The organism is Paenibacillus qinlingensis, from assembly GCF_031455095.1.
In the GTDB taxonomy this organism is placed as follows: Bacteria; Bacillota; Bacilli; order Paenibacillales; family NBRC-103111; genus Paenibacillus_E; species Paenibacillus_E qinlingensis_A.
Window position 1 is genome coordinate 651,330 of record NZ_JAVDSB010000002.1, and the last position, 26,448, is coordinate 677,777.

General features: G+C 42.0%; 23 protein-coding genes. 1 reads left to right on the forward strand and 22 read right to left on the reverse strand.

What is annotated here, in order from left to right; genetic code table 11:
- Positions 1-4: 4 nt before the first annotated feature.
- The 16 genes from J2736_RS10540 to J2736_RS10615 all read right to left on the reverse strand — a co-directional run bounded on the left by J2736_RS10540 (position 5) and on the right by J2736_RS10615 (position 17,638).
- Positions 5-3,061 (reverse strand): carbohydrate-binding protein, encoded by a 3,057-nt coding sequence (locus J2736_RS10540; protein ID WP_310226200.1) that lies wholly within the window; start codon positions 3,059-3,061, stop codon positions 5-7.
- An 84-nt stretch (positions 3,062-3,145) separates the two neighbouring features.
- A complete protein-coding gene (locus J2736_RS10545) occupies positions 3,146-4,738 on the reverse strand; it encodes an extracellular solute-binding protein (protein WP_310226202.1) in 1,593 nt (530 codons plus the stop codon).
- Positions 4,739-4,864: 126 nt separating this feature from the next.
- The gene (locus tag J2736_RS10550; protein ID WP_310226204.1) at positions 4,865-5,737 is read right to left on the reverse strand and encodes a carbohydrate ABC transporter permease; all 873 of its coding nucleotides are present in this window, start codon (positions 5,735-5,737) and stop codon (positions 4,865-4,867) included.
- Between the two features lie 14 nt (positions 5,738-5,751).
- Positions 5,752-6,702 carry an ABC transporter permease gene (locus J2736_RS10555; protein WP_310226207.1) on the reverse strand — a complete coding sequence of 317 codons (951 nt, stop codon included), beginning with the start codon at positions 6,700-6,702 and terminating at the stop codon, positions 5,752-5,754.
- Between the two features lie 72 nt (positions 6,703-6,774).
- A complete protein-coding gene (locus tag J2736_RS10560; protein ID WP_310226209.1) occupies positions 6,775-7,803 on the reverse strand; it encodes a LacI family DNA-binding transcriptional regulator in 1,029 nt (342 codons plus the stop codon).
- Between the two features lie 160 nt (positions 7,804-7,963).
- Entirely contained in the window at positions 7,964-9,673 is a 1,710-nt protein-coding gene (locus J2736_RS10565; protein WP_310226211.1) for an adenine deaminase C-terminal domain-containing protein, read from the reverse strand.
- Between the two features lie 21 nt (positions 9,674-9,694).
- Complete coding sequence (locus J2736_RS10570) at positions 9,695-10,756, reverse strand: ABC transporter ATP-binding protein (protein WP_310226213.1); 1,062 nt, start codon at positions 10,754-10,756, stop codon at positions 9,695-9,697.
- Positions 10,757-10,771: 15 nt separating this feature from the next.
- Positions 10,772-11,560, reverse strand: coding sequence for an ABC transporter permease (locus tag J2736_RS10575; RefSeq protein WP_310226214.1), 789 nt, complete (start codon positions 11,558-11,560; stop codon positions 10,772-10,774).
- A 4-nt stretch (positions 11,561-11,564) separates the two neighbouring features.
- A complete protein-coding gene (locus tag J2736_RS10580) occupies positions 11,565-12,386 on the reverse strand; it encodes an ABC transporter permease (protein WP_310226216.1) in 822 nt (273 codons plus the stop codon).
- Positions 12,387-12,413: 27 nt separating this feature from the next.
- Positions 12,414-13,343, reverse strand: coding sequence for a nucleoside hydrolase (locus J2736_RS10585; RefSeq protein WP_310226218.1), 930 nt, complete (start codon positions 13,341-13,343; stop codon positions 12,414-12,416).
- 69 nt (positions 13,344-13,412) lie between these two features.
- Positions 13,413-14,522 carry an ABC transporter substrate-binding protein gene (locus tag J2736_RS10590; RefSeq protein WP_310226220.1) on the reverse strand — a complete coding sequence of 370 codons (1,110 nt, stop codon included), beginning with the start codon at positions 14,520-14,522 and terminating at the stop codon, positions 13,413-13,415.
- 247 nt (positions 14,523-14,769) lie between these two features.
- The gene (locus J2736_RS10595) at positions 14,770-15,117 is read right to left on the reverse strand and encodes a DUF2294 domain-containing protein (protein ID WP_310226222.1); all 348 of its coding nucleotides are present in this window, start codon (positions 15,115-15,117) and stop codon (positions 14,770-14,772) included.
- A gap of 462 nt (positions 15,118-15,579) precedes the next feature.
- Positions 15,580-15,759, reverse strand: coding sequence for a response regulator transcription factor (locus J2736_RS10600; protein WP_310226224.1), 180 nt, complete (start codon positions 15,757-15,759; stop codon positions 15,580-15,582).
- 15 nt (positions 15,760-15,774) lie between these two features.
- Positions 15,775-15,981 carry a sensor histidine kinase gene (locus J2736_RS10605; protein ID WP_310226227.1) on the reverse strand — a complete coding sequence of 69 codons (207 nt, stop codon included), beginning with the start codon at positions 15,979-15,981 and terminating at the stop codon, positions 15,775-15,777.
- A 192-nt stretch (positions 15,982-16,173) separates the two neighbouring features.
- Complete coding sequence (locus J2736_RS10610; protein ID WP_310226229.1) at positions 16,174-17,031, reverse strand: aldo/keto reductase; 858 nt, start codon at positions 17,029-17,031, stop codon at positions 16,174-16,176.
- A 58-nt stretch (positions 17,032-17,089) separates the two neighbouring features.
- Complete coding sequence (locus J2736_RS10615) at positions 17,090-17,638, reverse strand: DUF4309 domain-containing protein (protein ID WP_310226231.1); 549 nt, start codon at positions 17,636-17,638, stop codon at positions 17,090-17,092.
- A 220-nt stretch (positions 17,639-17,858) separates the two neighbouring features.
- Here J2736_RS10615 and J2736_RS10620 point away from each other — a divergent pair, with 220 nt between their 5' ends.
- The gene (locus J2736_RS10620; protein ID WP_310226233.1) at positions 17,859-19,259 is read left to right on the forward strand and encodes a hypothetical protein; all 1,401 of its coding nucleotides are present in this window, start codon (positions 17,859-17,861) and stop codon (positions 19,257-19,259) included.
- Between the two features lie 26 nt (positions 19,260-19,285).
- On the opposite strand, the gene J2736_RS10625 is transcribed toward J2736_RS10620, so the two are convergent.
- The 6 genes from J2736_RS10625 to J2736_RS10650 all read right to left on the reverse strand — a co-directional run bounded on the left by J2736_RS10625 (position 19,286) and on the right by J2736_RS10650 (position 26,014).
- Positions 19,286-19,432: a hypothetical protein gene (locus J2736_RS10625; RefSeq protein ID WP_310226234.1), complete on the reverse strand. Its 147-nt coding sequence runs from the start codon at positions 19,430-19,432 to the stop codon at positions 19,286-19,288.
- A 224-nt stretch (positions 19,433-19,656) separates the two neighbouring features.
- Entirely contained in the window at positions 19,657-20,700 is a 1,044-nt protein-coding gene (locus tag J2736_RS10630) for a response regulator transcription factor (RefSeq protein WP_310226236.1), read from the reverse strand.
- A 5-nt stretch (positions 20,701-20,705) separates the two neighbouring features.
- Positions 20,706-22,484: a sensor histidine kinase gene (locus J2736_RS10635; protein ID WP_310226238.1), complete on the reverse strand. Its 1,779-nt coding sequence runs from the start codon at positions 22,482-22,484 to the stop codon at positions 20,706-20,708.
- An 88-nt stretch (positions 22,485-22,572) separates the two neighbouring features.
- Positions 22,573-23,370, reverse strand: coding sequence for a carbohydrate ABC transporter permease (locus J2736_RS10640; protein WP_310226240.1), 798 nt, complete (start codon positions 23,368-23,370; stop codon positions 22,573-22,575).
- A 92-nt stretch (positions 23,371-23,462) separates the two neighbouring features.
- Entirely contained in the window at positions 23,463-24,317 is an 855-nt protein-coding gene (locus J2736_RS10645) for an ABC transporter permease (protein WP_310226241.1), read from the reverse strand.
- Between the two features lie 152 nt (positions 24,318-24,469).
- A complete protein-coding gene (locus tag J2736_RS10650; RefSeq protein WP_310226243.1) occupies positions 24,470-26,014 on the reverse strand; it encodes an extracellular solute-binding protein in 1,545 nt (514 codons plus the stop codon).
- Positions 26,015-26,448: the final 434 nt, after the last annotated feature.

Below are 26,448 nucleotides of genomic sequence, written 5' to 3' on the forward strand. Positions count from 1 at the left end.
TAATTTATTGTTTTGTTACTGTAAACTTATCAAATGCAAGGTTGTAGTTCGAACTTGAACCATTCTTGCCCGTGACTCTAAACTCCAGTGTCTGATTGCCAGCTGTTGAGAACGTCACATTGCCATAATCTGCGTCAAAGTAGAGGAAGGGACCGTATAGATCAACCGTACTTCCTTGAGCCGCATTATTCACGTATAACTGTGATATGCCTCTGTTGCCTTCCTTTTTCAGTAAGGCTTTTATGTTATACGTTCCTGCTATCGGTACATTAATCGTATATTTTACCCAGTCTCCTACTGCATTGGCTGCATAGGTTGTTCCTGAGCCTCCTGATGCTTGAGCTTCTGAATATATACTGTGGGTTTTTCCGGAATTGGTTTGGGAAAGCGATTCTGCCTGGAACTCGTAGGTAGTCCCTGGCGTAATTTTAACGATATATGCCGTATCAATTCCCATACTCGGCAAGGAAATAGATACAGAATTATTCGTAACCGTATAATTACCATCGAGTAATATCGATGTTCCTTGCTCTGCTAAACCATTGTTATTGCCGACAGATTCAACTCTAATATTAACTTTTCCCGCATTTTGAAGGTACGCTGGTATGTTATTTAATTGCAACGGTGTATCATAACTAACAATATCATTCGGATTTCCCAGAAGCACGATTGATTTTTTCGCTGTGCTGTCGGTGGTCGCGAAAGCCTCAACCTGATCATTATTTTGAATGGTTTTCACCTTTCTGCCCGTAGCCTTTGCATACCAATAGTACATATACCAGCGACTTGTAGGCTGAGACAATGTATTAATATCTGCTAATTCGTCCAAACCTGCTTTAAAGTTTGGATCATCACCTTGCCACTGATCATTCCCCTTAAGGCCATAAATCAGACCGTTTTGCTGTGATCTTTCTAGCCTTGCGATGTTTGCAACGGATAAACCTGGATCATGCCCTTGGTTTACACCAACCTCGCCTACTCCTTGATACTCGGTAACAGCTAATGGCATTGGCGTGATCCCGTTTGCAAGCATCCAGTTCTTTATCTCCAGTGTATGACCTTCAATATCATCTGGGGTACCACTCAATTCATGCCAGCTCAAAATATCTGGTAAGCAATTATTCGCTTTACAATAGGTCAGGAAGTCCTTCATTCTATCCGAATTGTATACTGCCCATTCAGGTGCCTGAACCTTGGCATTTGGATTCCAAGCTTTTATTACGTTGTAAGCTCTCTTATGCGTCTCTTTGAATCCAGCTATATTGCCTGACCATTGAAGATCTGGCTCGTTCCATGTAATCCATGAATACACATCAAAATTATTTTGTGTAGCTTCATCCAGATAATCCTGCACGAAGTTTTCCCATGCCACATAGTCTCCTCCGGGCTTTGCTCCTCCATTGACATCTGTATAACCATAATACGTACCGATCATAATATTTGCTCCCGTGGCCTTAACACGGTTATAGGTCGTGGGATCAAAAAGACTTGGTAAAATCGCATGGTGAGGGGCTCCTCTAACAGCCCTCACGGCTAAAGAATTAATTAACTTTTGATCCGGATAGACAGGACCAATCCCATGTAGGAAGCCGCTTGCCAATTGATTGGCAGCTCCCGAGTCTACGGAATAATCAATGGTTACAGCAGTTGAACGCGCAACATCTGTAATTTGATAAACGCTCAACTTGTCAATATTAGCTCCGTTACTACCGTTTGTGGTCAATTTTATTGTATTATTACCAGCATTCAGGTTAACCTTTTTTAATGTGCTTCCCCAAGTTGTCCAAGTAGAGGTAGCCGGGAAAGATAGTGCGCTTGTAACTAGGGTGTTGTTCACTTTCAATTCTAGAGGTCTATCCGTTCCAGTCGCGTTCGCATATCTGAATTCTAATGTGTAGGATCCCGCGTTAGAAGCATTTACTGTCCATTGTATCGAATCCCCTGAGTTGTTAATGTAATCTGCATAGCCAGTTCCGGTATAACCTGCACTGGAACTAGCAACATTCGCACCTGATAATACCGCATTTTCAGCTTCATAGTCTGTAATTTGAGAAACAATCAGTTTGTCAATATTAGGTCCGTTGCTTCCGTTTGATGTCAACTTAATAGTGTTATTACCCGCATTAAGATTAACAGATGTTGAAATTCTTTCCCAATCTGACCATCCGCCAGTCACTGGGAATGAAAACGCACTTGTAGCTAAGGTATTATTCACTTTCAATTCTAAAGGTCGATCGACCCCACTTGCGTTAGTATATCTGAATTCCAATGTGTAGGAACCTGCGATTGGTGCATTTACAGTCCATTGAATTGAATCGCCGGAATTATTATTGAAGTCTGCATAACCAGTTCCGGTATAACCTGCACTGGAACCACCTACAGTTACTCCTGTTAGTACAGCATTTTCTGCTTCATATTCTGTAAATACGGGGTTTACTACAACGTTATCAAACTTCGCTGACTGATTGAATGTAGAAAATCCGAATTTCCCGTTTGTAAATGACGTATCTGACGCAGTAAGCTTTTGTACCCCGTTTACAAAACCTGATATTGTGCTGCCATTTACGTTGATTTTTAAATTATATTCGGTGTCGTTCGTAAGTGCGTTGGATATGGATTGCAGCACGGTCCATGTACCAGCTACTTTTTTCCTGAGAGCGAGGGTTTGATTAGATGATGTATAAGTAAGATCATAGTAGTTATCAATATCAACAAACCTTGCCATGAGATGTACCGAATTGGTTGAATAACTACCCAATGTTTCTACCTTTACATCTGAACTAAATGAATAGTTAGCCCAATTGGCATCTCCAGCTACGCTTCTAGTCGTACCAGTTAGACTACTTTGCCTGTAAACTTTGTTTCCTGCATCATTGTAATTCCCCCAAGTTCCGTTTAGAGCTGTCCAATTTCCTGTTGAAGCGCTTTCAAAATTGTCGGAAAAGAGAGCAATTTTTACTATAGACTTGGGAGCAGCAAATGCGGCTGAAGGCATCAAACTGATCAGCAAGGTTAACAGCAGTAGAAAGGACGCAACTCGATATTTTTTACTTTTGTACATAAATATCTCTCCCGTCATGTTTTATTTAATACCAGAGGAAGCGTTCAAGCTAACGTTCCTCTGGTATTAAGACTTAATTTCCAATTACTTCTTATACGCTTGCATTGCCCTGTAAATTTTAATATTTTCGTCCATAACAGCCTGCCCGCCTGCAGCCATATATTCTGCAACCAGTTTATCGTACAAGGCATCGAATTCTGCTGACTTACAATTAATCAACTTATCCGTCATGAGTTTGCCCATATCCCCAAGTGTTTTGCCGAACTTAATACTGGACTCATTCGGTGTATCATAGAAGAAAGCGGTATAAGTATCTGTCGTATTGATTTTGTAGGATTGTTCTGCAACAGCTTCAAGTCCAGGCGCCGATGCAGCTAGAGCCTTAATGTTCTTCTGCTGATCGCCTAGCTCCGCGCCATTGACAACCAAGGTGTAGTCTAGATTGAGATAGGACGTCTGCAAATTGTCCCCTGTTTGGGCAATCACTTGAGGAATACCATTTACCATTTTGTGATTTACACCTTCTTGACCGTATTGAAGGAAGAATAAGTTTTTCACATCAGACATCCAGTTTAAATATTTAACGGCCAGTTCGGCATTTTTACTCGACTTTGGAATAATGATATTCACGCCATTTTCGTTATACGCATTCTTCTTGAATTTCCCTTCATAATTTTTGAAAACATCAATGGGCACATAGCTAGCCGTAGGAACATTGGCTTTTAGGGGCTCACTAATATTTTGTCTTAATGGGTAATCCCAGTTTGCACCGAAGAATCCAACTTTTCCGTTAGTTACGTCAGCATCAGCTTGTTTCGCTGTTTTATCCAGAGCAAAATCTGGCGAAATTAACTTTTCATTGTAGAGTTTGTTAAGGTATTTAAGTGCATCCTTGTTTCCAGGTTTTAGCCAGTTGGGAGTTGTGTGGAATTCTTCATCTGTTTGTTTCCCCCAGAAAGACTCACTTATATTTCCTAGGTTATAATTCATCCCCGTTGATGCCAATCCCCATGGAACAACACCATTGACACCGCCTGGATTCTTGTCGCGGAATGCAATTAACGTATTATACAATTCATCCTTATTCGTAGGAACTGGCATGCCTAATTTATCTAGCCAATCCTTTCGAATAAACATACCTATATTGGCTAGTGAAGTCCTTTTGGCAGGAATGGCCATCTGTTTACCATTATAAAGTCCATAAGAAAGTACGGTCTTGCCTAGATAGTTCGTTAATTCCTTCCCACTCTTAGCCAATAAATCACTTACATCAGCAATACCATTTGATTTCGCGTATTTGGATACGGTTGGACCGTCGTAAGTAAACGAAATGTCTGGCGCTTCACCAGCTGCCATTAATACATTCAGCTTATCAATTTCCTGTGACCGGGGTACTGGAACAAACTTTACAATCGCGTTATTTGCTTTCCCAAAATTATCATTAATATAGCGGGTCCATGTGTTATTGTTTAAATCCGGCTGTCCCTGAATCCCTCTATCAAATATTTCAACCGTTAATGTAACCGGTGGGCCTGAAGGCTTCGCAGCTGCCGTAGGCGCTGAAGTTGGCGCTGCTGTTGATTTGCTCTCTGTCTTCGTATCGCTGCCACAGCCTGCCAATGCACTTATCAATAGGGTTGAAACTGGTAATAAAGTTAGCATTTTTTTAAATTTCATAGTAACCTCTCCCTTAGTATATTGTGCAAGAACCTTCCCTTTTTTGACGATGATCATAGCATCCAACTTTCCTAAGACGTACGCAAACCACCACCTTTCATGTGACATCAAGTTCAATGCCAATGATCAGCCTTTTATAGCTCCTGTCATAACCCCTTCAACAAAATATTTCTGAAGCTTCGGGTACACAAGTAGGATTGGCACTGTCGCAAACATCACGCTGGCTGCTTTCAACGACTCCGGTACAATGAAATTGCCACTACTGCCTTCACCTTGCTGCGAATCCAACAGTTGATTGGCCGTAATAATTTGGTACAACTTTAATTGCATCGGGTACAAATTTTTATCCGTAATATAAAACAGCGCATCCTGAAAACCGTTCCACCTATCGACCGCGTAAAACAAACTTAACGTTGCAATCGAAGGCAATGAAAGCGGAAGTACAATTCGCACTAGAATTCCAAGTTCACTGCACCCATCTATGGATGCCGATTCTTCCAAACTTTCCGGAAGCGATTGAAAAAAAGTTTTTAGAATAATTAAGTTAAACACGCTCATCGCGCCAGGCAAAATTAAGCTCCAAATCGTATTCATCATGTCCAAATTTTTTATGAGTAGATAGCTAGGGATTAGTCCTCCACTGAAGTACATCGTGAAAACCATGATAGATAAAACAAAGTTTCTGCCCTTTAATCTTTTCTTTGTAAGCGGATACGCTGCGCAAATGGTTAAAAACATACAAATGATTGTGTATAAAACTGTCAGAACAATCGTGTAGCCTAGCGCATAAATCATGTCCATATCACTCAAAATCGTTTTATACGTTTCTAACGTGAACTCTACCGGCCAAAGCATAACCTTTTGAGAGATGATGGCATTATTCGAGCTAAAAGAAAGCGCAGTAATGTACATAAATGGGATGAGGCATGTAATCGAAACTGCAATAATGAATAGCATAATGATCATATCGGATGGTTTCGTTCTATACGTCTTGTTCATCTTACTCACACTCCTTACCATATTCCCTGCTCACCAACTTTCTTGGCAATATAATTAGCAGTTAGTAAAAATATTAATCCGATTACGGATTGAAATAATCCCACTGCAGTTGCCTGCGAGAAATCTCCCGACCCAATTCCTATACGATAAACATAGGTTGAGATGACATCCGAGTATTCGCTTACAAGTGAATTCCCCATAACAAACGGCCGATCAAATCCGATCGAAAGCATCCTTCCAATTTGTAAAATAAGCAGAATAATAATCGTAGGCTTGATCCCCGGCAACGTGATATGCCACATTTTGCGAAGCCTGCTGCAACCGTCAATATCTGAAGCCTCATAGAGCTCCTTATTAATACCGATTATGGCTGCTAAATAAATGATGGTTCCCCAGCCCACATTTTGCCAAACGCCGATAGCCACATACATGATGAGCCAGTTTATTTTCTGCGATAGAAACTCAATGTGAGCAAAGCCAAGACTTGTTAATACCGTATTCGCCATGCCTGCTGAAGAAAACATGAGGTAGACCATCCCGCCAATAATGACCCAGGACAAAAAGTGCGGTAAGTATAGAACGGTTTGCGCAATTTTTTTAAACCTTACGTGCCGCAGTTCATTCAGCAGAATTGCTAAGATAATGGGAGCTGGGAAGCCCGCGATTAAATCCAGAACATTTAAAACGAGCGTATTCTTGAGAGCGCGATAAAAACCGTTTTGATCAAAAATAAACTTAAAGACATCCCACCCAACCCACTCGCTACCGCTAATTCCTTCAAAAATGTTGTAATCTTGGAAAGCCATCACCACGCCATATATGGGGGCATATCGAAAGATGATTAGATAGGTCATTGGTAATAATAAAAGTAGATATAGTGGAGCATCTCTTTTGAAATTGTAGATGAGTTTCTTTTTTCGGGTTAGTTTAATGCTGTTGCCATAATCATTTATAAGCGCTTTCATTTAAATCATCTCTTTTCTAAATGGAGTATAATTTAATTTTAAATCGATTTAACTTTTGTTTAAAAAGAACGTCTACAGACGTTCAGCACCGCACGATTCTCGGATGACTAAATGTGTAGACATAATCGTTCTTTTTTCTTGTACTTCTTGGTTATTTAAAAAAGAGATCAACTTCTCCGCGGCTGCATAACCAATCTCTCGCATTGGCTGATGAATCGTCGTTAACATTGGGCTGACAACCGTCGACATCTCAATATCATCAAAACCTACAACAGATACATCACCTGGAACTGAAATCTTGTTCTCTTTATAAAATTTCAAAGCTCCAATGGCCATCAGATCATTTCCTGCAAATAAAGCATCATATTCGATATGATTACGCATTAATTCTGCGGCAGCCTCGTATCCCGACTCTCTGGAGAAGTCCTTCTCAATGATTAAAGATTCATCAAAGTGGATTTTATTGTCCAGGAGAGCTTTCTTGTACCCATCTAACCGATCAATACCTTCTTGATGATCTAAAGGCCCCGTAATATGTACGATTCGCTTTCTACCAATCCGTATGAGATGCTCTGTTGCCGTATAAGCGCCACCTATATCATCTCGTTCGACCGTTAGCACATTGTCATGACGCAGTTTCCCTAAATAAACAACTGGAAATCCTGATTCAACTAGTCTTAGAATATTCAAGTCATTGATGGAAGCTGAGGAAAGTATGATCCCATCTGCGCGTCGATTTTTTAATATTTTATTGTAAGCAGCAGATTCATCTTTTTCTGAGGGGCTTGTCGATAGCAGCAAATTATAATTATGATTGTCGAGTACTTCATTAATTCCTTCTAGTAGCTGTGCAAAGTAAGGGTGGGTAAACACATGATGAGAGGTATTGGGGATAATGAATGAAATGGTTTCTGTTTTCTTTGCTCTTAAACTGCGCCCAATCTCATTGGGGATATAATTTAACTTATTAGCTGCTTCTTCGACCAATTTTTTCGTTTTTATATTTACCCTTGAATCTCCGGAAAGAGCTAAGGATACAGTCGCTGTTGAAACATTTGCAAGATTAGCAACATCCTTAATTGTGACTGTTAAATTCTTCACTAGCGACTCCTCTTTTAAATCGATTTAAACTCTATATTTGAATCATAAATCATTTTCATTATTTTGTAAATACTTTCTTGTAAGCTTCAGAAATAAATAAAGTGAATGTTCACAAAAGTAAACATCCACTAAGCACCTTTATTTTCCTTGATCATTTGCTCTATGGAATAATAAGTGGGACTACCTTACCCAAATTCACATCGATTAAACCAAAGTCCGTAATTTTCAAAGCAGGACTTACCGGTAGTGAGTGCGTACTGATGGACATGATGGGATTATAATGCTGGTAGCCCAGCGATTCCATGGCTTTACGGAGCTGTTCAACTTCCATGGCTACCTGCTCCAGCGGCTCTTCCGTTAAGATGCCACCTACTGGCAGCCTGAGGTTCGCGATCACTTTGCCGTCTTCCACAACGCTGAAACCACCTTGATTGTTAATTACTTCGTTAGCAGCAAGTTGCATATCGGCGGGATTATGCCCGATAACGAGCAAGTTATGATTGTCGTGGGAGTACGTCGTCGCGATGGCTCCCCGCTTGATCGTATCGCCGCCAATCAATCCGTAGGCGCGATTGCCATTCTTCCCGTAGCGTTCGAACGTAGCAATGAGTGCACTGCCGCTTTCCTGCCATAGCAGCTTCCCTTGCCGAACTTCAACCTGAGCGTGCCCTTCTTCTGTGAATGTAGAACCATCCTTCACCATCATCTTGCGGCACGTATAAACAGCGTCAGCTTCTTCTATACGAACAACAAAATCCGCTTCCTTTAAAGGCACCATCTGCACGCTCTGATAATAATGCGCAGGGAAAGCCGGAGGCTTGAGGATTGGGGTATAATCCTCTTCCACATCGTAAACTTTACGCCCCGCCTTGAAAACCTGCTCTATCGTTAGCTGTTCAAGATTGGAAAGCAGCAGAAAATCGCCTATCTTGCCAGGGGCGATGACCCCGCGGTCATACATCCGCATCCGCTTGGCTGGAGAGAGTGTGCTGGCATAAATGGCCTGCTCGGGCTTCATACCCATGCCGATTGCTTTGCGCACAATATGATTCAAGTGCCCGCGGCGCTGGAAGGAGTCAGCCATCACATCATCGGTAACGAAGCAGTAATGCTCGGATACATCATGCTGGATTAAATAAGCCATAACTTCATCCGTCATTGATTTCTCTTGAATTTCGATGAACATGCCCGCAGCAATTCGGGCTTCCATGCCCTCTATCGACTGATGCGTATGATCCGAATCGACCCCGCTGTAAATCATTCGGTGCAGGTCCAAATCCAACAGCTTTGGCACATGCCCTTCAATAATGAGATGCGGATAATTGGTGCGAACATGATTGATGATTTGATTTGTTTTGCAATCGGGGTCTGTGATCACATCAACGAAATTCATGATTTCACCCAGACAGATGATCCGTTCCGTACGTAACAGCTCATCCAAATCGGCGATATGAATCTCGCCGCCTGTCGTTTCCATGGATGTCGCTGGAACCGAGCTCGGGATCGCATAGAACATGTCCGCGACAGTATCCTGACTAGCTTTCATAAACTGCTTGACTCCATCCAGTCCGAAGACGTTGGCAATCTCGTGAGGTTCGGGCACAATCGTTGTGACGCCATTACGAATGAGTCCGTAGGAGAACGTCTCCGGTGTCACCATCGTGCTTTCAATATGCAAATGGATATCAATAAGACCTGGAATCATATAACGGCCGTTTCCGTCCAAACGTTCCGCGGCTTCGAAGCTTTCCGATCCTCTTTGGCCAATATATAAAAATTTACCGTCCAGTATGGCTGCATTCCCATGGATAAATGTTTTAAAATAACTGTTATAAATATGAACATTTTCAATCAGTACATCAATGCGCATCTGTCTTCACCTCCAAGTCCACTACTCAACAATTACTAATTTCTCACCTGGAAAATGAAGCCGAACTTCTTGCCCATTCGCGTAAGGAAGCTCCATCTCTTTATTCACGGTGAAGGAACCCAGTTCCGTTTCAATCACATACTGATAGCTTCGCCCGAGGAACGTGCTAACCTTGACGCGGCCGCTCACGCGATTGGCCCCTGCCTCAAGCTCATCAAAGGTTCCCATCACGACATCGTCCGGACGAATAGCGCCTTGCTTGCCTAACTGTTCGCCTTTACTCGCATGTTTGGTTACAGAGAACATATAATCTTTCACCTTGAGGGCAATCTCTTGGCTGTTATCCAATCGTGACTCGAAGGTGATAAAATTCGTAAATCCGATAAACCGCGCTACGAATTCCGTCTTCGGATATTTGAATATCGTCGCCGGGGCACCTAGCTGTTCGATAATCCCTTTATTCATGATCGCTACTTTATCGGAGATCGAGAAGCACTCCTCCTGATCATGCGATACATATACCGTCGTAATGCCCAGCTCCTGCTGGATACGGCGTATCTCGACCCGCATGTTGACGCGCAGATTCGCATCCAAATTGCTCAGCGGTTCGTCAAACAGCAGCAGTTCCGGCTCTATGACGAGCGCCCGCGCAATCGCGACGCGCTGTCTTTGACCGCCCGACAGCTCTTTAGGGTAACGCTTCTCGAAGCCGGATAAGCTGACGACATCGAGAATGTGACGCACACGGCGATCCAGCTCTGCCCCACTCACTTTGCGCAAGCGCAGGCCAAAAGCCACATTATCGTAAATCGACAAATGCGGGAATAACGCATAGCTCTGGAAAACGAAGCCAAAATTGCGTTTATTCACAGAAACACGCGTATAATCTTTTCCATTCAAAGAGAAAGTGCCTGATTTTGCCTCGATGAATCCTGCGATAAGCCGCAAGGTCGTCGTTTTTCCGCAACCGCTAGGACCAAGCAGCGAGATCAAACTTCCTTTTTCAACACTTAGGTTAAAATCCTGCAGAATATAGTGCTGGTCATAGGCAACCGAAATTTTTTCCAGTGATAGCAATGCCATGAATACAAGCCTCCGTTATCGTTTGGTGAAATAGGATAAACCCATCAACCGTTCAATGATGAACATAAGTACAGCTGTGAACAGCATCAGCAGTACAGAAATAGCAGCAATTGTCGGATCAAAATGATTCTCCACATAAGTCAGCATCTGAATAGGCAGTGTACTGACCCCAGGCCCCGTCATAAAGACTGAAATGTCCACATTATTAAAAGATTCCAAGAATGCAATCAAAATTGCGGCAATAATCCCGGATTTGATATTTGGCAGTACGACTTTAAAGAACGTCTTTAAGTGGCTGCTGCCCAAGCTTAACGCGGCTTCTTCAATCGCAAAATCAAAATTGGATAAGCTCGAAGCAATTACTCGAATGATAAACGGCAGCATGATGACGGTATGTCCAACCAGCAGCGCCGCATAAATCGGTAGGTGGTACACCACGATCAAGTACTTGAGCATCGTAAAACCAAGCACAATACCAGGAATTAGCACAGGGGAAATGAAGATCGCATTGAGCGCTTCCTTCCCTTTGAACGTAAATCGGCTTAATGCGTAAGCAGCAGGAATCCCCAGCAGCAGCGCAAAGAAATTACCCAGCAGCGATACGATGATGGAAGTGCTGAACGTCGACATGAACATCTTGACGTCCAGGATGTTACGGTACCATTTTAAAGAGAAGCCTGTCGGCGGGAATTTCAAGATACTCCCTGGCTCAAAAGATGCAAATGCAATGATGACGAGCGGCCCGAGCAAAAATAGATAGACAAGAAGCGTAAATACGGCCAGCCCTCGGTTCTTCTCCCGCATATTTCTACCCCTTCGGATTTAATTTAACAGCCAGTTTGTTCATCAGCGCGATGACCACAAAAGTAATCACAATCATAATTACCGCAATAACGGAGGCAAGATACCAATCATTCAGCGTAATCGCGTTCTGATATAGGAATGTGGAGATAACCCGTTGCTTGCCTCCGAGCAAAGCAGGTGTCGTATAGGCCGTCAGACTGCCCACGAAGACTAGAATACTTCCTATGATTAATCCGGGTACGCTAAGCGGCACGATGACTTTAACGAAAGCTTTGAAGCGACCCGCTCCCAAGCTTTCCGCCGCTTTCAGCAGATCCGGATCTATATTCTCAAGAACACCGACCAAGGTAATAATAATGAGCGGCAGGAATAAATGGACCAGACCGATCATCATCGCAGCAGGCGTGTACAAGATATCGAGCGGCTCCTTGATCAAGCCAATAGCGATCAGCGCGTTATTCAGCAGCCCCTTTTTGCCCAAAATAATCATCCAACTGAACGACCTGACAACAGAACTGGTGAGCAGTGGAAAAATCGCTAAGGCAAGCAGAATCGCCTTCTGCCTTGGGCTTTGCTTGGAGATGAAATAGGCAACAGGGAAGCCCACCACGATGCATATCAGGGTTGTGACCACACTAACACGCAGGGTCGTCCATAAAATTTTCAGAAAGTAGGGGTCCTTGAAAAAACTCCAGTAACCGGCTAATGTGAAGCTGCCTTTATTAAAAAAGGTTGAACCTATCGTAAGAAGGATCGGAACCACCATGAAAACCGTCAGGAACAGTAATCCCGGCAGCAATAGTAAATATAAATACGTTTTTTTCATGTAGCTTTACTCCTGTTCCTGGGTTCGCTAGGCGCGCAATGCGCGGATAAATTGGTCTAGAAATGCTTCGGCGGACACTTCCATACACACATGGACATTAGCAGGCTTAGCCAATCGGCTTTGGAAATCACAGACCGTTTGCCCGTCGCACAGCTCACTACGGGTTTCTACATCTACGTAATAATGGCGAGTAGTCACCAGTTCTTTATTCAGCGCCACCCCGACTGCGAGCGGGTCGTGAAGGGCGCATGCCCGTACACCGTTGCGCTCTTGATAACGTTGCATGTAATCTGCTGTGCTTTCCTTGACATAGCGTCCAATTGGCGTATCTCCGAGCGAGCGGATATGTTCTTCTGTCAGCAGCGCCTTCCGGGTCACATCCAAGCCCACGAGCGTTATGGCCGGGAATCCCGCATGCAGCACGATCTTCGCTGCTTCTGGATCGACGTACATGTTATACTCCGCTGTTGGCGTCACATTCCCAAAACCTTGGACAACGCCGCCCATTACAACTACTTCGCTGACCTGATGAATCAAGTCCGGATATTTCATAACAGCCATGGCCAGATTCGTCAGCGGCGCGGTCATAATAAGCGTGACTTCACCTATGTGCTGCTTCACTTGCTCAATAATGAAATCGACTGCATGTCCCTCAGCCGCGCACATGTGAACCTGCATATCGCTTAAAGCTCCACCAAGTCCGTCCTTGCCGTGAACCCTATGCTCAAAATAAGTCGTGCGTAGCAGCGGCTTATTCGCCCCTTTAATGACTGGTATCTGCTGCTCCATTCCCAGCAGCTGCAAGACTTTGCAGGTATTCAGGGTCGCTTGGTCAAGTGACACATTGCCGTTCACCGTAGTGATACCAAGCACTTCCATTTCCCCGCTGCCAACAGCCAGCAAAATGCCCAGCGCGTCGTCTACGCCTGTATCCACATCAAGGATGACCTTCTTCATGATAAACCCCCTTCCATTTCATACAGACAAGGGTATATCCACAAACATATACCCTTGTTCATTCTTCAACTATTGAGTGACTTCTTTATTCCAACGGTCAATCCAACCTTTAAGGTTTTGATTCACGAATTTCATGTCCAATTTGCGAAGCTTGCTTACGACATCTGTTCCGTAAGTAATACCTTGCGCTTCATCAGCCGAGAGCTGAAGTGTCGTATTCACAGGTGAATCGATTTTGGACTTTGCTGATTTTTCTTGGACTTCTTTGCTTAAATGCCAGTTAATAAAATCTTCAGCCAACTGCTTATTTTTACTTCCTTTGATCACGTTAACTGTATTCATGACAGCGTAAGCCCCTTCAGTCGGGGAAACAAACTTGGTTTCCGGTACAGCTGTTTTCAAATCTTTTACATACATTTCCATGATTGGCCCAGCGGCAATTTCCCCTTGCGCGAACATATTCACGAATTCGGATGTTTGGCCGTAGTATTTGACGACGCCTTTATTTAGTTCTTTCACTTTGGCAAATGCTTGATCTGCATTGAACGTTGTGTTGCCTGCAACGACCGATGCCGCATCAAGGATCATTGGACCTGTTGTCGACGTGATGCTTGGCAATGTCAGTTTCTTCGCAAGCTCAGGACTCCATAAGTCGCTCCACGACTTGATTTCTTTACTTGTCGCCTTCGGATTATAGGCGATTCCCAACCGACCAATCGTATAGGCAGGACCATAGTCTTCACCAAGTGGTGCCTTAGCCAAATCGTAGATGTCTTTCAAATTCGGAATACGGGTGCGATCAATCTTTTCAAAGAGTCCAGCTTCAATACCTTGTTGTGCATAGTAATCGGATAAATAGATAAGATCCACTTTGGAACTGCTGCCTTGCTTCACTTTGTTCAGACGCTCTGAGTTGTTGCCAATCTCCAGTACGATCTTGACGTTGTGCTCTTTCTCAAACGGCGCATATACTTCTTTCTTGAAGAAGTCATCCGAGAAACCCCATGTCGAAATGACTAATTCGGTAGGCGCTCCTTTGGCTGTTGCCGTCGGCGCCGTTGAAGCTGGACTTGTGCTTGCAGTCCCCTGATCTTTGGACGGAGATGCGCCGCATCCTGTGAGCGCTAGTCCCACCACAGACAGCGAAATAAGGCTATGAAGCATTCTTTTTTTCATCATGAATAACCTCCCAAGTTTGTATATCTATATTTTGAAGCGTCAAACCCTTTGTCAATTTTTACTAGTATGCTACCCTCGACTTCATAATATCTATGCGCAAAAGCAAAAATAAACAGAAAAGTGCCCTTGATAGAAGAAATCTTCTAATCAAGAGCACTTTTCATCGTAAACAATGTAAAGAGACATCTACGGATATACATGCGGTTTCCACTTAAGATAGATCAAAAGTGAAACACCGTGGTCTAAGCTATTCGGTTTGTTTAAGAATGATGTTCGTAATTGCCCATTGCGTTGGCGGATCATAATCTCTTAACACCGCATCCATCGATAATCCCATCTCTTGTTCCAGCTTCTCGCGGATTCTCTTCTTATATATCGAAGACATATAGAAATCCACTTCGTGTTTCAAAGTTGGCGCCTCGCCTTCAAGCGCGGTAGAACGGGGGGAACGACGATGCTTTGCATGAAAAGTAATGATATTCTGATCCAACGATACCCTCAGTAAAGTGGTTCCAAAGCCGAACAATTCTTTAGAAATCTCGTTATATAGGTGACACAGCTTCTTCTTGTACTCATTAGAATCTGATTGGGACATTGTAATCACCTTCAAGAACGATTATTGACTTTTATGCTTTCAAATCTATCTTAATAATACATAGGATTACTGAATTAATCAAGCCAATCGTTCGCCTTTTTATCTAAATTGACTAATTACAAAGAGTACATCACTTAGAAATATGCCGATTTCCCGAAATATCTCTCATGCTTTGTAAGAATTAATTAATAGACAACTTCATTGTAACGCTCTCACGACAAGCGCAGGCATTTGACCTTAAAGTCCCGCAATCTAATTCTGGCTGCCGTCATAGCCTTTTCAAACCGCGTCTTTGAAGAAGCTGAACCGATGTGAGGCAGTGTGACGACATGAGGCATCTTGAGCAGAGAATTGTCCGAATCCACCGTCCCGGTAGTTCTTTCAAAACTTTACTGTCTCTAGTGTCGAAAAACCCATACAGCACTCATGTATGGGCGCTATATATCTTTGTAGTTGGTCCTATTAGGGCAGCAATCTCAACTCTTTCATGCGAGCAACCGTTTGTACACGTCGTTTTATTCCAAGCTTACCGTAGATATGATTTATATACCCCTTAACCGTGCCCTCGGTTAATCCGAACCGATCGGCAATTTCTTTATTGGACAACCCTTCCACGACTGCTAATACAATTTCTAGTTCCATTGGTCAACGGTTCAATCAGCGGTTCGTTGTTGAATAACTCTCCTGTTTCGGAACATGGTCAGCAAACATCAGCACTTGATCTGAAGTCATCCCTGCTCCTGTGTCACTCACGGAAACAATCATTTTATCATTGTCAGTCGCTGCATGTACAAGGATGTGTCCACCCGAATCTGTAAATTTAATCGCATTGGAAAGCAGATTCCTAATAATAAGATCAAGCATTTCTTTATCTGCATAAACAAATGAATCGCTTTGATCAATCCAATCGTCCCGATTAAAATGAGATCCTCAAGATCTTCACCTGTGTTGTCGAATTTTTGAGGATATGAAAACGAAGCATGGTAAATTACCTTTGATGTTCAATAAAAAAGAAGAGCAAGCCGTCAGGCGTGCTCTTTAACTATCGTTCCTTCGTTAACTTAATCCGTCGAATGGGAAGTTAAGCTCTATCTGTTCAAGATCTTCTTTTTCTAACTCCCAGTTCAATGCATTTAGATTATCTATAATGTGTTCCTTATTCGACGCTTTGGGGATAGAAACTAATCCTTCTCGCCTTAACACCCAATTTAATGCCACTTGATGAGCAGTCTTACTGTATTTTCCCCCTATTGAATCTAATACATTTCGCTCCTGTGATCCGATCCTAGGGAAACCCTTCATACCAAATACACCAGGTGCATATCCAAATGGTGAATATCCCATAATCGTAAGCCCATTCTCCTTAGCAAAGGGTAAAACGTCACTTTCAATACTTCTATCATTTAAATGGTATCCAACTTGATTACAAACCAATGGTACTTTACCTAAATGGAATTGGGCCCGTTCCATTAGATTAATTGAGAAATTACTCACCCCAACATATTTAACAAACCCCTTGTTCACTAGTTCAACCATTGCCCCCATTGTTTCCGAAACATCGTACTGATCACTCGGCCAGTGCTGTAAATACAAATCAATATGACTTGTCTTTAAACGATCTAGACTTGCCTCAACAGCACTTAGAACACCTTTATAGGAACAATTTTTAGCAGAAACCTTCGTCACAAGGAAGACTTCTTTTCTTATGTCTTGTATTGCTTTACCTACAACTTTTTCTGCTCCGCCATTAGCATATTCTTCAGCAGTATCAATTAACTTTAGCCCATTTGCTATACCGAAACGTAAGGCTTCAATTTCTTCTAACTCCCGCTCTTTATCTTCACCAAATTTCCAGGTACCTTGGCCTATAACGGGAATACTTATCCCCGTTTTGCCCAGCTCACGAAATAGCATAACATTCCTCCTTAGAACAATAAATATTGCCAGCATTATCGATAGCTGTTCGCCTACGTTATCTAAGTGTAATTTTAACAATGGGCCCGTCTTTGGTATCTGAAATAAATGTTAAATATAAATTTTCCTTAACCTTATAAATTTGATTCCATGCAGGACCATATGCTTCATCATTAAACTCTTGATCAGGTTTTCCAAACATTTTCCTAACATCATCAGTCGTCCCCTGCCATCCTAGGGTAGTTGGTTTGGCTGATATCGTCTGAACTTTTGCATTTTCTTCAAGTTCATTTAGTAATTTAATGGCTTTCTCACCATAAACTTCGAATTCCAACGCGTACCCTTCATATGCTAAACGATACCCGAATTCAGATCGCCCAGCACTTAAAGGAGTAGAAAGTTTCTTAAGTGTTTCATTTTTCGTGGTCCCAAGTGGAACTTCAACTCCTTTAAGTTTACCCTCCATCGCTAGCTTCCATATTTCATTCTGTGTTCTGTCTATTTTTTGTTGATCGTCACTACACCCCATCACAATAATACATATTAAACTCATAACAATTGTGAATACAAATAACCTGAAGAGAATCTGATTAGATTTTTTCGTCATTAATCTACCTCCTGAAAATTAGACGTTTCAAGAGGCATTTTTGTTCCATTATTTAACAAAATATCCACCCTAATTATTCCACTAAACTCCCTCTAGGAGGAATCGTTTTACGCTCTGGTTTGCACTTATGGATCTCCACAAGGTCAACCTTGCCCTGTCTCACAGAATCTACGCTCCCACACTCCTTTCTTTTAACCTGTCCATGATGTGGAGGTAGCATATGCTGCCAATTCATAATGATGAGAATATTTACTCTTATCGCGGTTTAACGAGTTTACATGTAGCTTTTGGAGATTTGTACCACTACAGCAACTGGACCAGCGACCAAATCTATAGCGATTTGAACAAAATCAAGCAGCCGATGATTCGCCCATCTGAGAATGTAACCGTTAACTCGCGTAATGATTCCATGCTGACCATGCTTTTCCCGATCAAGCCGAACAGCCCCTACCCGACGGCTACAGTCGTCTACATGGTGAATGAGACCAAGCTAACTGGTCTTATGGACACCATATTAGGCAACTTTTCTGGCAGCAGCTACATTTTCAATCAGGATGGTCAGCTTCTTACCTCCAATAATCATGGCAACGCTCTTCCGGGAGAGGCCGTGGGATCTTTGGCCTCACTAAAGCCCGGTATACATAGCTTGAAGCTGGATGGTGTAGAACACTCTGTAGTTTCTGTAAAATCCGAAGAGAACAATTGGAATTATGTAACTGCGATACCTAGCCATCAATTTTTCAGCAAAGTGGTCCATATCCAGACCTTATTTCTTCTTGTGTTCTGTATCACGGTCTTATTCGGAATTATCGTAGCCATGATCCTGGCCAAGCGGCAATATCACCCCATTAGGGATTTAATCGAATTCACGAAGCTGAAGAGCGCCAATCACGACATGACGACACGAAATGAATGGGATTGGATCAAGCACACGATTCAAGATTACAGCGCACGAATCGACACGCAAGAGCCATTCGTTCGGAACCAGTGCTTACTGCTATTGTTCAAGCACGGTAAACCGGATGATCCAGAGATTGAACGCATGGTCGCAAGCGCCGGACTGGAATACCCGCAAGGACAAGGGTTATACGTCTCCCTCATCCTTGCCTGGGATGACAACCACGAAGGCGGGGAATCATCGAATATTCGGCAGCATCTGCAGGACATGTTCAACGAATTGGAGTTTCCGAGTCTTCAAGCCCGCATATACGGCGTAGAATTCTCGACGAAGGACCAACTAGCCTTGCTCGTCTCCGTCCGTGCAGATGCTCAGGAGCCTGCTCAGAAGCGGATAGAAGAAGTTGTCGAAGCAATCAAAGACATGATCAACAACAACGTCTATATTAAACCTTATATCGGTGTCGGAATGCCATATCCAGATCTCGCCTCGATCAACCAATCGTTTATCGAAGCGGCCACGGCGATAGATAACCGGATACTGGGGTCCAACGGTCGGGTGACTTACTTCGAGCAATTACAGGACATGATCGCATCGACTTCTTCCGAAGCGTACTGGCTGCCGAAGAAGTCGATGCTCAAGTTGGAGCAAAGCTTGAAGCAGGGGAACGAAACGGTTGCCAATCAGGTAATCCTTGATCTGATTGCCGAGATCAATGATTAGGGCAAGTCAATTTCTTCGCTCTCACCTTACAATCCGGTAATATCCATCAACATACCCCTGAAAATATTTTTTATTCCCACGCTGCCATCTTCATTTTTGTACCCCTCGAATGTATTGCCTTCCAAAGGAGTAACTAATTCTTGAACTCGGTTTGCGATTGGCAAATTTTCCATTCCAGGTGGATCCGGCATTTTTACCAGAAGCTCGTCAATGTAACCGGCTTTTGCAAAGTTGAAGCCCGCTTGTTGCTAAAGTACTAAGCACTCTATTAAAATTATCCAAGCTTATTAACTAAACAAAACACGCAAAGGCCCCATGTCCCCCGTTATTAAACAGGGACATGGGGCCTTTTGAATTATCGTCAGTATGAATTGAGAATAATGAACTCTTTCTCACTTTAAGATTGCCACTTATTCTGGCGATATTCTGTGGGCGTAAATCCCATATAGCGTTTAAACATCTTAGAAAAATGAACATAATCTGAAAATCCAACGGAAGCACTAATTTCATAAACTTTATTTGCTGACTCATAAAGCAGCTCTGCTGCTTTGTCCATTCTAAATTTAATCAAATATTGGCTGAACGGTATGCCATATTCCGACTTAAACATATAACTGAAATTAGCTGGCTTCAGCTCCAGGTGTTGAGCAATTTTCGTTAACGAAAGATCAATATCACCAAAATGCTGTTCTACATAGGCAATTGCTGCTTGATTTACTTTACCGTATCCCCAATTCCTTTTCTCTCGAATTGTTTTCATGGTGGCATAGATATAGGCAATGAATGTATCAAAGCGATCTACGATCTTGTCGAAAACGCGAGGAATTGGTAATTCTTGCCCCGCAACTGAGCGAAATTCGTCTTCCAATAAGGCGATATAACCTTTTAGTTTCCTACCCAAATCATAGGAAGACAATTTATCTTCCATAAGCTTATGCTGTAGTGAATTCAGATTCCTATTAATCTCCTGATCCCGAAGATTCCACAAATCATTAGCTAGCTGTTTGGCACTTGTCTTGAAAGACCATAATTGTTCTTTATTATCATGAACGATGCGTACTTTCTCTTGTTGTATTTTAACTTGTAATGCAGTTAAGGTTGGCATCAAATTATCTTCATTGATTGGTTTTATTAAATAATCAGATGCGCCGGCGCGCATCGCTTGTTGAGCATATTCAAATTCCCCATAACCAGAAACAACAATGACTGAAGAAGAAATCCCTTCATGCCTAAGAGCTAACATAAAGGTTAGTCCGTCCATCACTGGCATGCGAATATCCGTAATAATGATATCTGGCAAATGCAATCTGGCCAATGCCATGGCCTGTTGTCCGTCTTCTGCCTCCCCGACAATCTTAAAGCCCCGTGCTTCGGATTCCATAAGTGCAATTAGCCCCATTCTTACAATAGGTTCATCTTCGACAACAACGACCGTCAACATACAGATTACTCCTTCCGATAGGGCATTTTAATCTCTACAATAGTTCCATTGCTTTCAGATTTCACAATGGATAGACCGTAAGGTTTGCCAAACTCAAGTCTCAACCTGCTGTGTACATTCCACATACCGATACCCCCAAATGGAGCGCTCTTTAGCAGCATTTGTTCCTCCGACATACAAGCAAAAGCATCGTTATATGTCTGAACTAGATCGGATGGCATTCCTCTGCCTTTGTCTATAATCCAAAGCTTCACACCATCCTCATCGAAACTAGCTCGAAGCCCAATATACTCAGGTTTTATCGAATAATTCTCGTAGCCATGAATAAAGGAATTCTCAACAATAGGCTGCACGGTTAGACGCAGTGTATGAATATCCTTCAAAAGCTCAAAGTTCAAATTCACGTCTACTTCTAAGCTTTGGTAGCGTTCCTTCTGTATGTAAATATAGTTAAACATGTGCTGGATTTCTTCACTAAGCGAAACTGTATCCACTGGATTGTCGATACTATATCGGAATATATCGGACAACCATACTGTCATTTGACTAATCGGTTTAACTTTAGCAATGATCGCATAAGCATTTATAACTCCCAGCGTATTATATAGAAAATGAGGGTTGATTCTCGCTTGCAGCATTTGAATTTTGGATTCTTTCTGATAAACAGCCATCTCTTTTTCTTTTAAATGGGAAATATGTATCATGTCAATCAAACGATTCAAATCTTCTAACATGAGATTAAAACCTCTGTTTAAACTCCCGATTTCATCTTTACGTAGTGGAGCACGTATGCTCAGGTCACCCATTTCTACTTTTTTCATTAAATTCATTAAGTGTGAGAGGGCACGAGTGATGGACAGAGAAAAGCTGATAATAGTTAGAAATGCCAAAACGATCAGAAGCAAGACAACGCCTAGCGTTAAATTTCGAAAATAAATCAAATCTTCCATCAATTCCCGTAGCGGAACTTCCGACACGATTGTTAAGCCTGTTGATGTTGAACGGTTAAACACAACAATTGTCTTGCCTGCTCCTGACCCATTCGTAAAGTAAGGCAAGTTTATGTTTTCGAAACGATTCTTAAATTGTTCCTGTACAGGCTGTTGCCACTTTTGCGGTTCAGGATGGTACAAATACCGATTGTCCGAGTTCACTATCGAAATGATTCCGGTTTTTCCAAGTTGAGCTTGGTTACTAATGTTGGTCGTTCGATTCAAGGATAAATCAATGATTAAATAACCTGCTGTTATATAAGTTTCATTATCTATGATTCTTCGAAAGATCGTAATAACCTCGGTACCGTCTCCCGTCGTATTGATGCCCAATATTCGAAAGTTGTCCTTGGCGTTCTCTGAAAATTCTTTTCTGTACAGATCTACACGATCTGAAAAAGCTATATTACTATAATAAGGACCTTTAAGCGAAATAATAGATAGTCCATAGATATCATCTCGATTATATACCGTATTAGGAATGAGATCTGATCGGATATGTGAGCTTAAATCATAATAGTCATATTGATTTTTAGGGTCTATTTTGACAAACTGTTGTACGAGAGGATGGGCAAGCAGAGGGAGTGTAGCTTTTTTAATGTCAGAAAAGTAGACATCGAGATTATAATTCATTTGACGCATCAGTTGTTGACTGTTATTAATAGCATTATCCTCTATGGTTTTCATCGACCGATCGTACCAGAATTTACCAAGAACAAGAAAGGGCACACAGAAGAAGCCGAAGAAGAGCAGAACAAGCTTTAACTTAATCGTCATTGTCTTGATTCGCATATACAATCGTTCCCCTTTTTCTTCTGACTGTGCTTCTGTGATGTATGTTATAAGTGTAGCTTATTTAGCTCAATCAGGAAACCCGTTGCTATTCTTTTACGGATCCCAGCATAGCACCTTTCACGAAATGTTTTTGAAGTAACGGATATACGATTAGAATTGGCATGGTTGCAACCAATACAATACCCGCTTTCATCATTTCGGGGGTAAACTGTGTGCTTAGCTGGAAATCGCTCATTCCGGTATTAGCACCATTGTCTACAATGAGATTTCGCAACAGAACCTGAAGCGGATACAACTCTCGTGTGCGAAGATAAATGGTTGCAGAAAAATAGGAGTTCCATTGACTGACGGTATGAAATAAGGTAATGGTAGCTAAAACGGGCATAGATAAGGGCAATACGACTCGTGTGTAAATGCGCAATTCCCCACATCCATCCATTTTTGCCGCTTCAAACAGTTCTCCGGGAATTCCTTGAAAGAAAGTTCGGATGATTAGAACATAGAAAGCAGTCATTGCGCCTGGAATAATGAGTGACCATAACGAATTAATCATACCCAACCGCTTGACTAATAAGTAACTGGGTATCAAGGGTACTGGAAATACGAATGTAACAACAATTAGCTTTAAAATAATTCTGCGCCCTGGCATCATCGGCTTCGTAAGTGTGTAAGCTAAGAGCGAACAAAGAAGGAGCGTTACAAGTGTTCCAATAACCGTGATATACATGCTAACTCCCATAGCGCGCCATATCTCATCCAATGCAAAAATAGATCCATAGACATCGAACTGGATGCCTTTTGGCCAAAGTCCTACCAATTTGGCATTCGCGTACTCTGGGAGACTAAGCGACACAGCCAATAAATGAATGATCGGAGCAATCATGCTCAAACTGATTACAGTCAATACAACTGTATTTACAACTGAAAACCATTGAAAGGAACGAGCGATTTTCAGATCTATCCCCTCCTGTTTATCTAATAGACACTTTCACCCGTCGTTTTTTTGCTCAATGTATTGACCAAAGTCAGCAAAATCAATCCAATTACTGATTTGAACACTCCGATTGCGGTGGAATAACTATATTGGCTATCCAGTAGGCCAACTCTATAAATATACGTATCAAAAACTTCCCCAACATCTCGCACAAGTGGGTTTAGAAACATGAGCATTTGCTCTATATTGGCATCCAGTAAATTGCCTACTCTGAGAAGCAAAAGGACAATAATTGCAGGCATTAGTGATGGCATCGTAATCGACCATATTTGCCTAAGCCGATTGGCACCATCCACAGTAGCGGCTTCATATAAGCTCGGATTGATTCCAGCTAGCGCAGCCAAATAGATGATGGTACCCCATCCAATTTCTTTCCAAATACTAATGGATATAATGGTACCCAGAAAAGTTGAGGAATTCCCTAAAAAATCAAATGGCCCGAAGTTAAAGTAATGCAGCATTTGATTCATCCAGCCTTTAGCGTCAAGAAGATTGGAAAAGATGCCTCCAACAATAACCCAAGATAGAAAATGGGGTAAATACAACATCGTCTGAAGAGGACGTTTCAACCACATTGCCCGCATTTCATTTAAAAGTATCGCCAATACCAATGGTGCCGGAAAACCAAATAATATGGAATAAAGCCCTAGTTTTAATGAGTTGCGCAAAATAATCCAAAAATCATCGTACTGAAACAAGGTAAGAAAATGATGCAATCCCACCCATTTGCTATGTGTAAATCCTTGAAATAAGTTGTAATTCTGAAAAGCAATGATGTTGCCAGCCAGAGGAATATATTTAAAAATGAAAAAGTAGGCTAATCCGGGGATCGCCATGAGAATAAGCACCCAGGATTCTTTTAAGCGGATCTGTGCAAACAGAACATTCTCCCCCTTATCTCTAATTAATTTTGCTTTCGTAATGATGTGGATCGAGCAAAATGAGCTCCAAGTCGAACCTTTACTCGATCCACAAGTTGTTTGGTTATTTATTTATTATTGAATTTGTTATACCATTCCGACGCTTCTTTGATAGCAGCATCTCCGCCTCGTTTTTTCCATTCAACAACAAAATTGTCAAACGCCGAATCCAGAGGTTCACGTCCCGTAAGTACCTTTGCAAACATGTCCAAGAAAAGTGTGCCTTGTGCTGCCCCAATATTTAATTCTGGATGGCTTGCTAGCGATTCTAATCGAGGCATATATTTAGCTTCATTTGAGATAAGACTCTCTTTTGACGTGGCATAACCTTTTGTAATTTTATCGGATTCCGGCAAAGCCTTAAGCACAGATGGAGCAGCAAATCCGATTTCACGCGGATTCAGAGAAACCTGATACATTTGAAAAGCATTCTTCTCTGTATTAACAGGCTGATTAATATCATATTTAATTTGTCCATTTTCTTCCGTGTAGTTTTGGCCTTTTATACCATAAGCAAAAAATTGCTCAGCATCTGGACTGCTGTAAGCCCACTCCAAATACTTGATTATGTTCTCAGGATTTTTTGTTTTTGCTGGTATCGCCCATACGAAATAAATCTCATCGGACTGCAGCGCCATTCCCTTATCACCACGAGGTCCTTTCGGTGGTGCTATCATGCTAACAGAGGCAGCAGGTTGATTAAGAAATGTTTTTGAGGCGTTATCCTTGCCATACCCAGCCAAATATTGATAAACAGCAGCGCCCCAAACTCCAACTTCCCCTTTGGCAATTGAAGCATTCTGTTCATCCTCTTTTTTCACAAACAAATTAGGGTTGATGTACCCTTTATCATATAACTGCTTATAGAAAGCGATTGCTTCCTTCATTCTTGGATCAATAATATCAGGGACGAGCTGCCCATTCTTAAGGCTCCACTTGTTCGTATGAACACCAAATGCAGGAGTGAAAATATCCGTCCATACAATATTGTTGAACATGCCTAAACCATACTCATCATTGAAATCGCCGTTGCCGTTCATGTCTTCTTTTTTAACCGCTTCAAAAAATGCTAAGTACTCATCAAGTGTCTTAGGAGCTTCCATCTTATGCTTATCCAGCCAATCTTGACGAATAAAGATGGAACGATCCGCTGGTACGCCTCGTGTAACTGGAATGCCATAGATTTTACCGTCCTTGGAAATACGGGGACTCTTCCAGAATTCCGAGGGGATTTTCTTTTTTAGCGTAGGTGCGTATTTATCAATGAGGGGGCCCAGTTCGAGAAAAACACCTTGATCAACTGCACCGCTGTGGATGGTAGATACTATACTGTCCGTCCGAATCAAGTCGGCAAGATCACCAGAGGCAAATCGGAGGGATAGTTGTTGGGCATAATCACTATGTCCCAAAAAATCATAGTTAACATTGAAACCAGATAATCGCTTTAGTTCTTTCTTGTAGATATCATCTTCTTTGGCTTGTTTAGCATAGGCAAATTCAGAATGTGACAAAAGAATATGAATAGGATTAGAAGCAGAAGAACTTGATTTTGAAGTCTCTTTTGATTCATTTGCCAAATTACCGCATCCGGCTAACAAAGCAATGGACATCATCGTGCAAACCATAGTGATAGTGTTCCGTTTGCGTAAGAAACGGGAGTAATTCAAACGTACTTTCAAATGAAAGCCCCTCTCTACTCTTTATTATCATAGGCCTATGATAGTTTTCATTATATTGGCACTTACAAAACATTTACATGTGTTTTTAGTAAAAGTTATGTGTTTATTCAAAATATATAGACATTTACAATAAACCTCCTCGGCGGAACACAAATAGCAGTCCCCCTATACACGTCAGAGACTGCTTTTTAATTATCATCTAGAGAACATAAGATTTCCTTATATACCACTAAAGGTTATTTCACCAATAACCGTATTCTATAGGAAAAAGAACAGCGTATGCTCGATCCCAATCTCCTGACTCTTTGTCATTTAAGCCTAGGTTGATTTTTTTGAGGTTGTGAACACGAAGCATGGTAAAACACCAA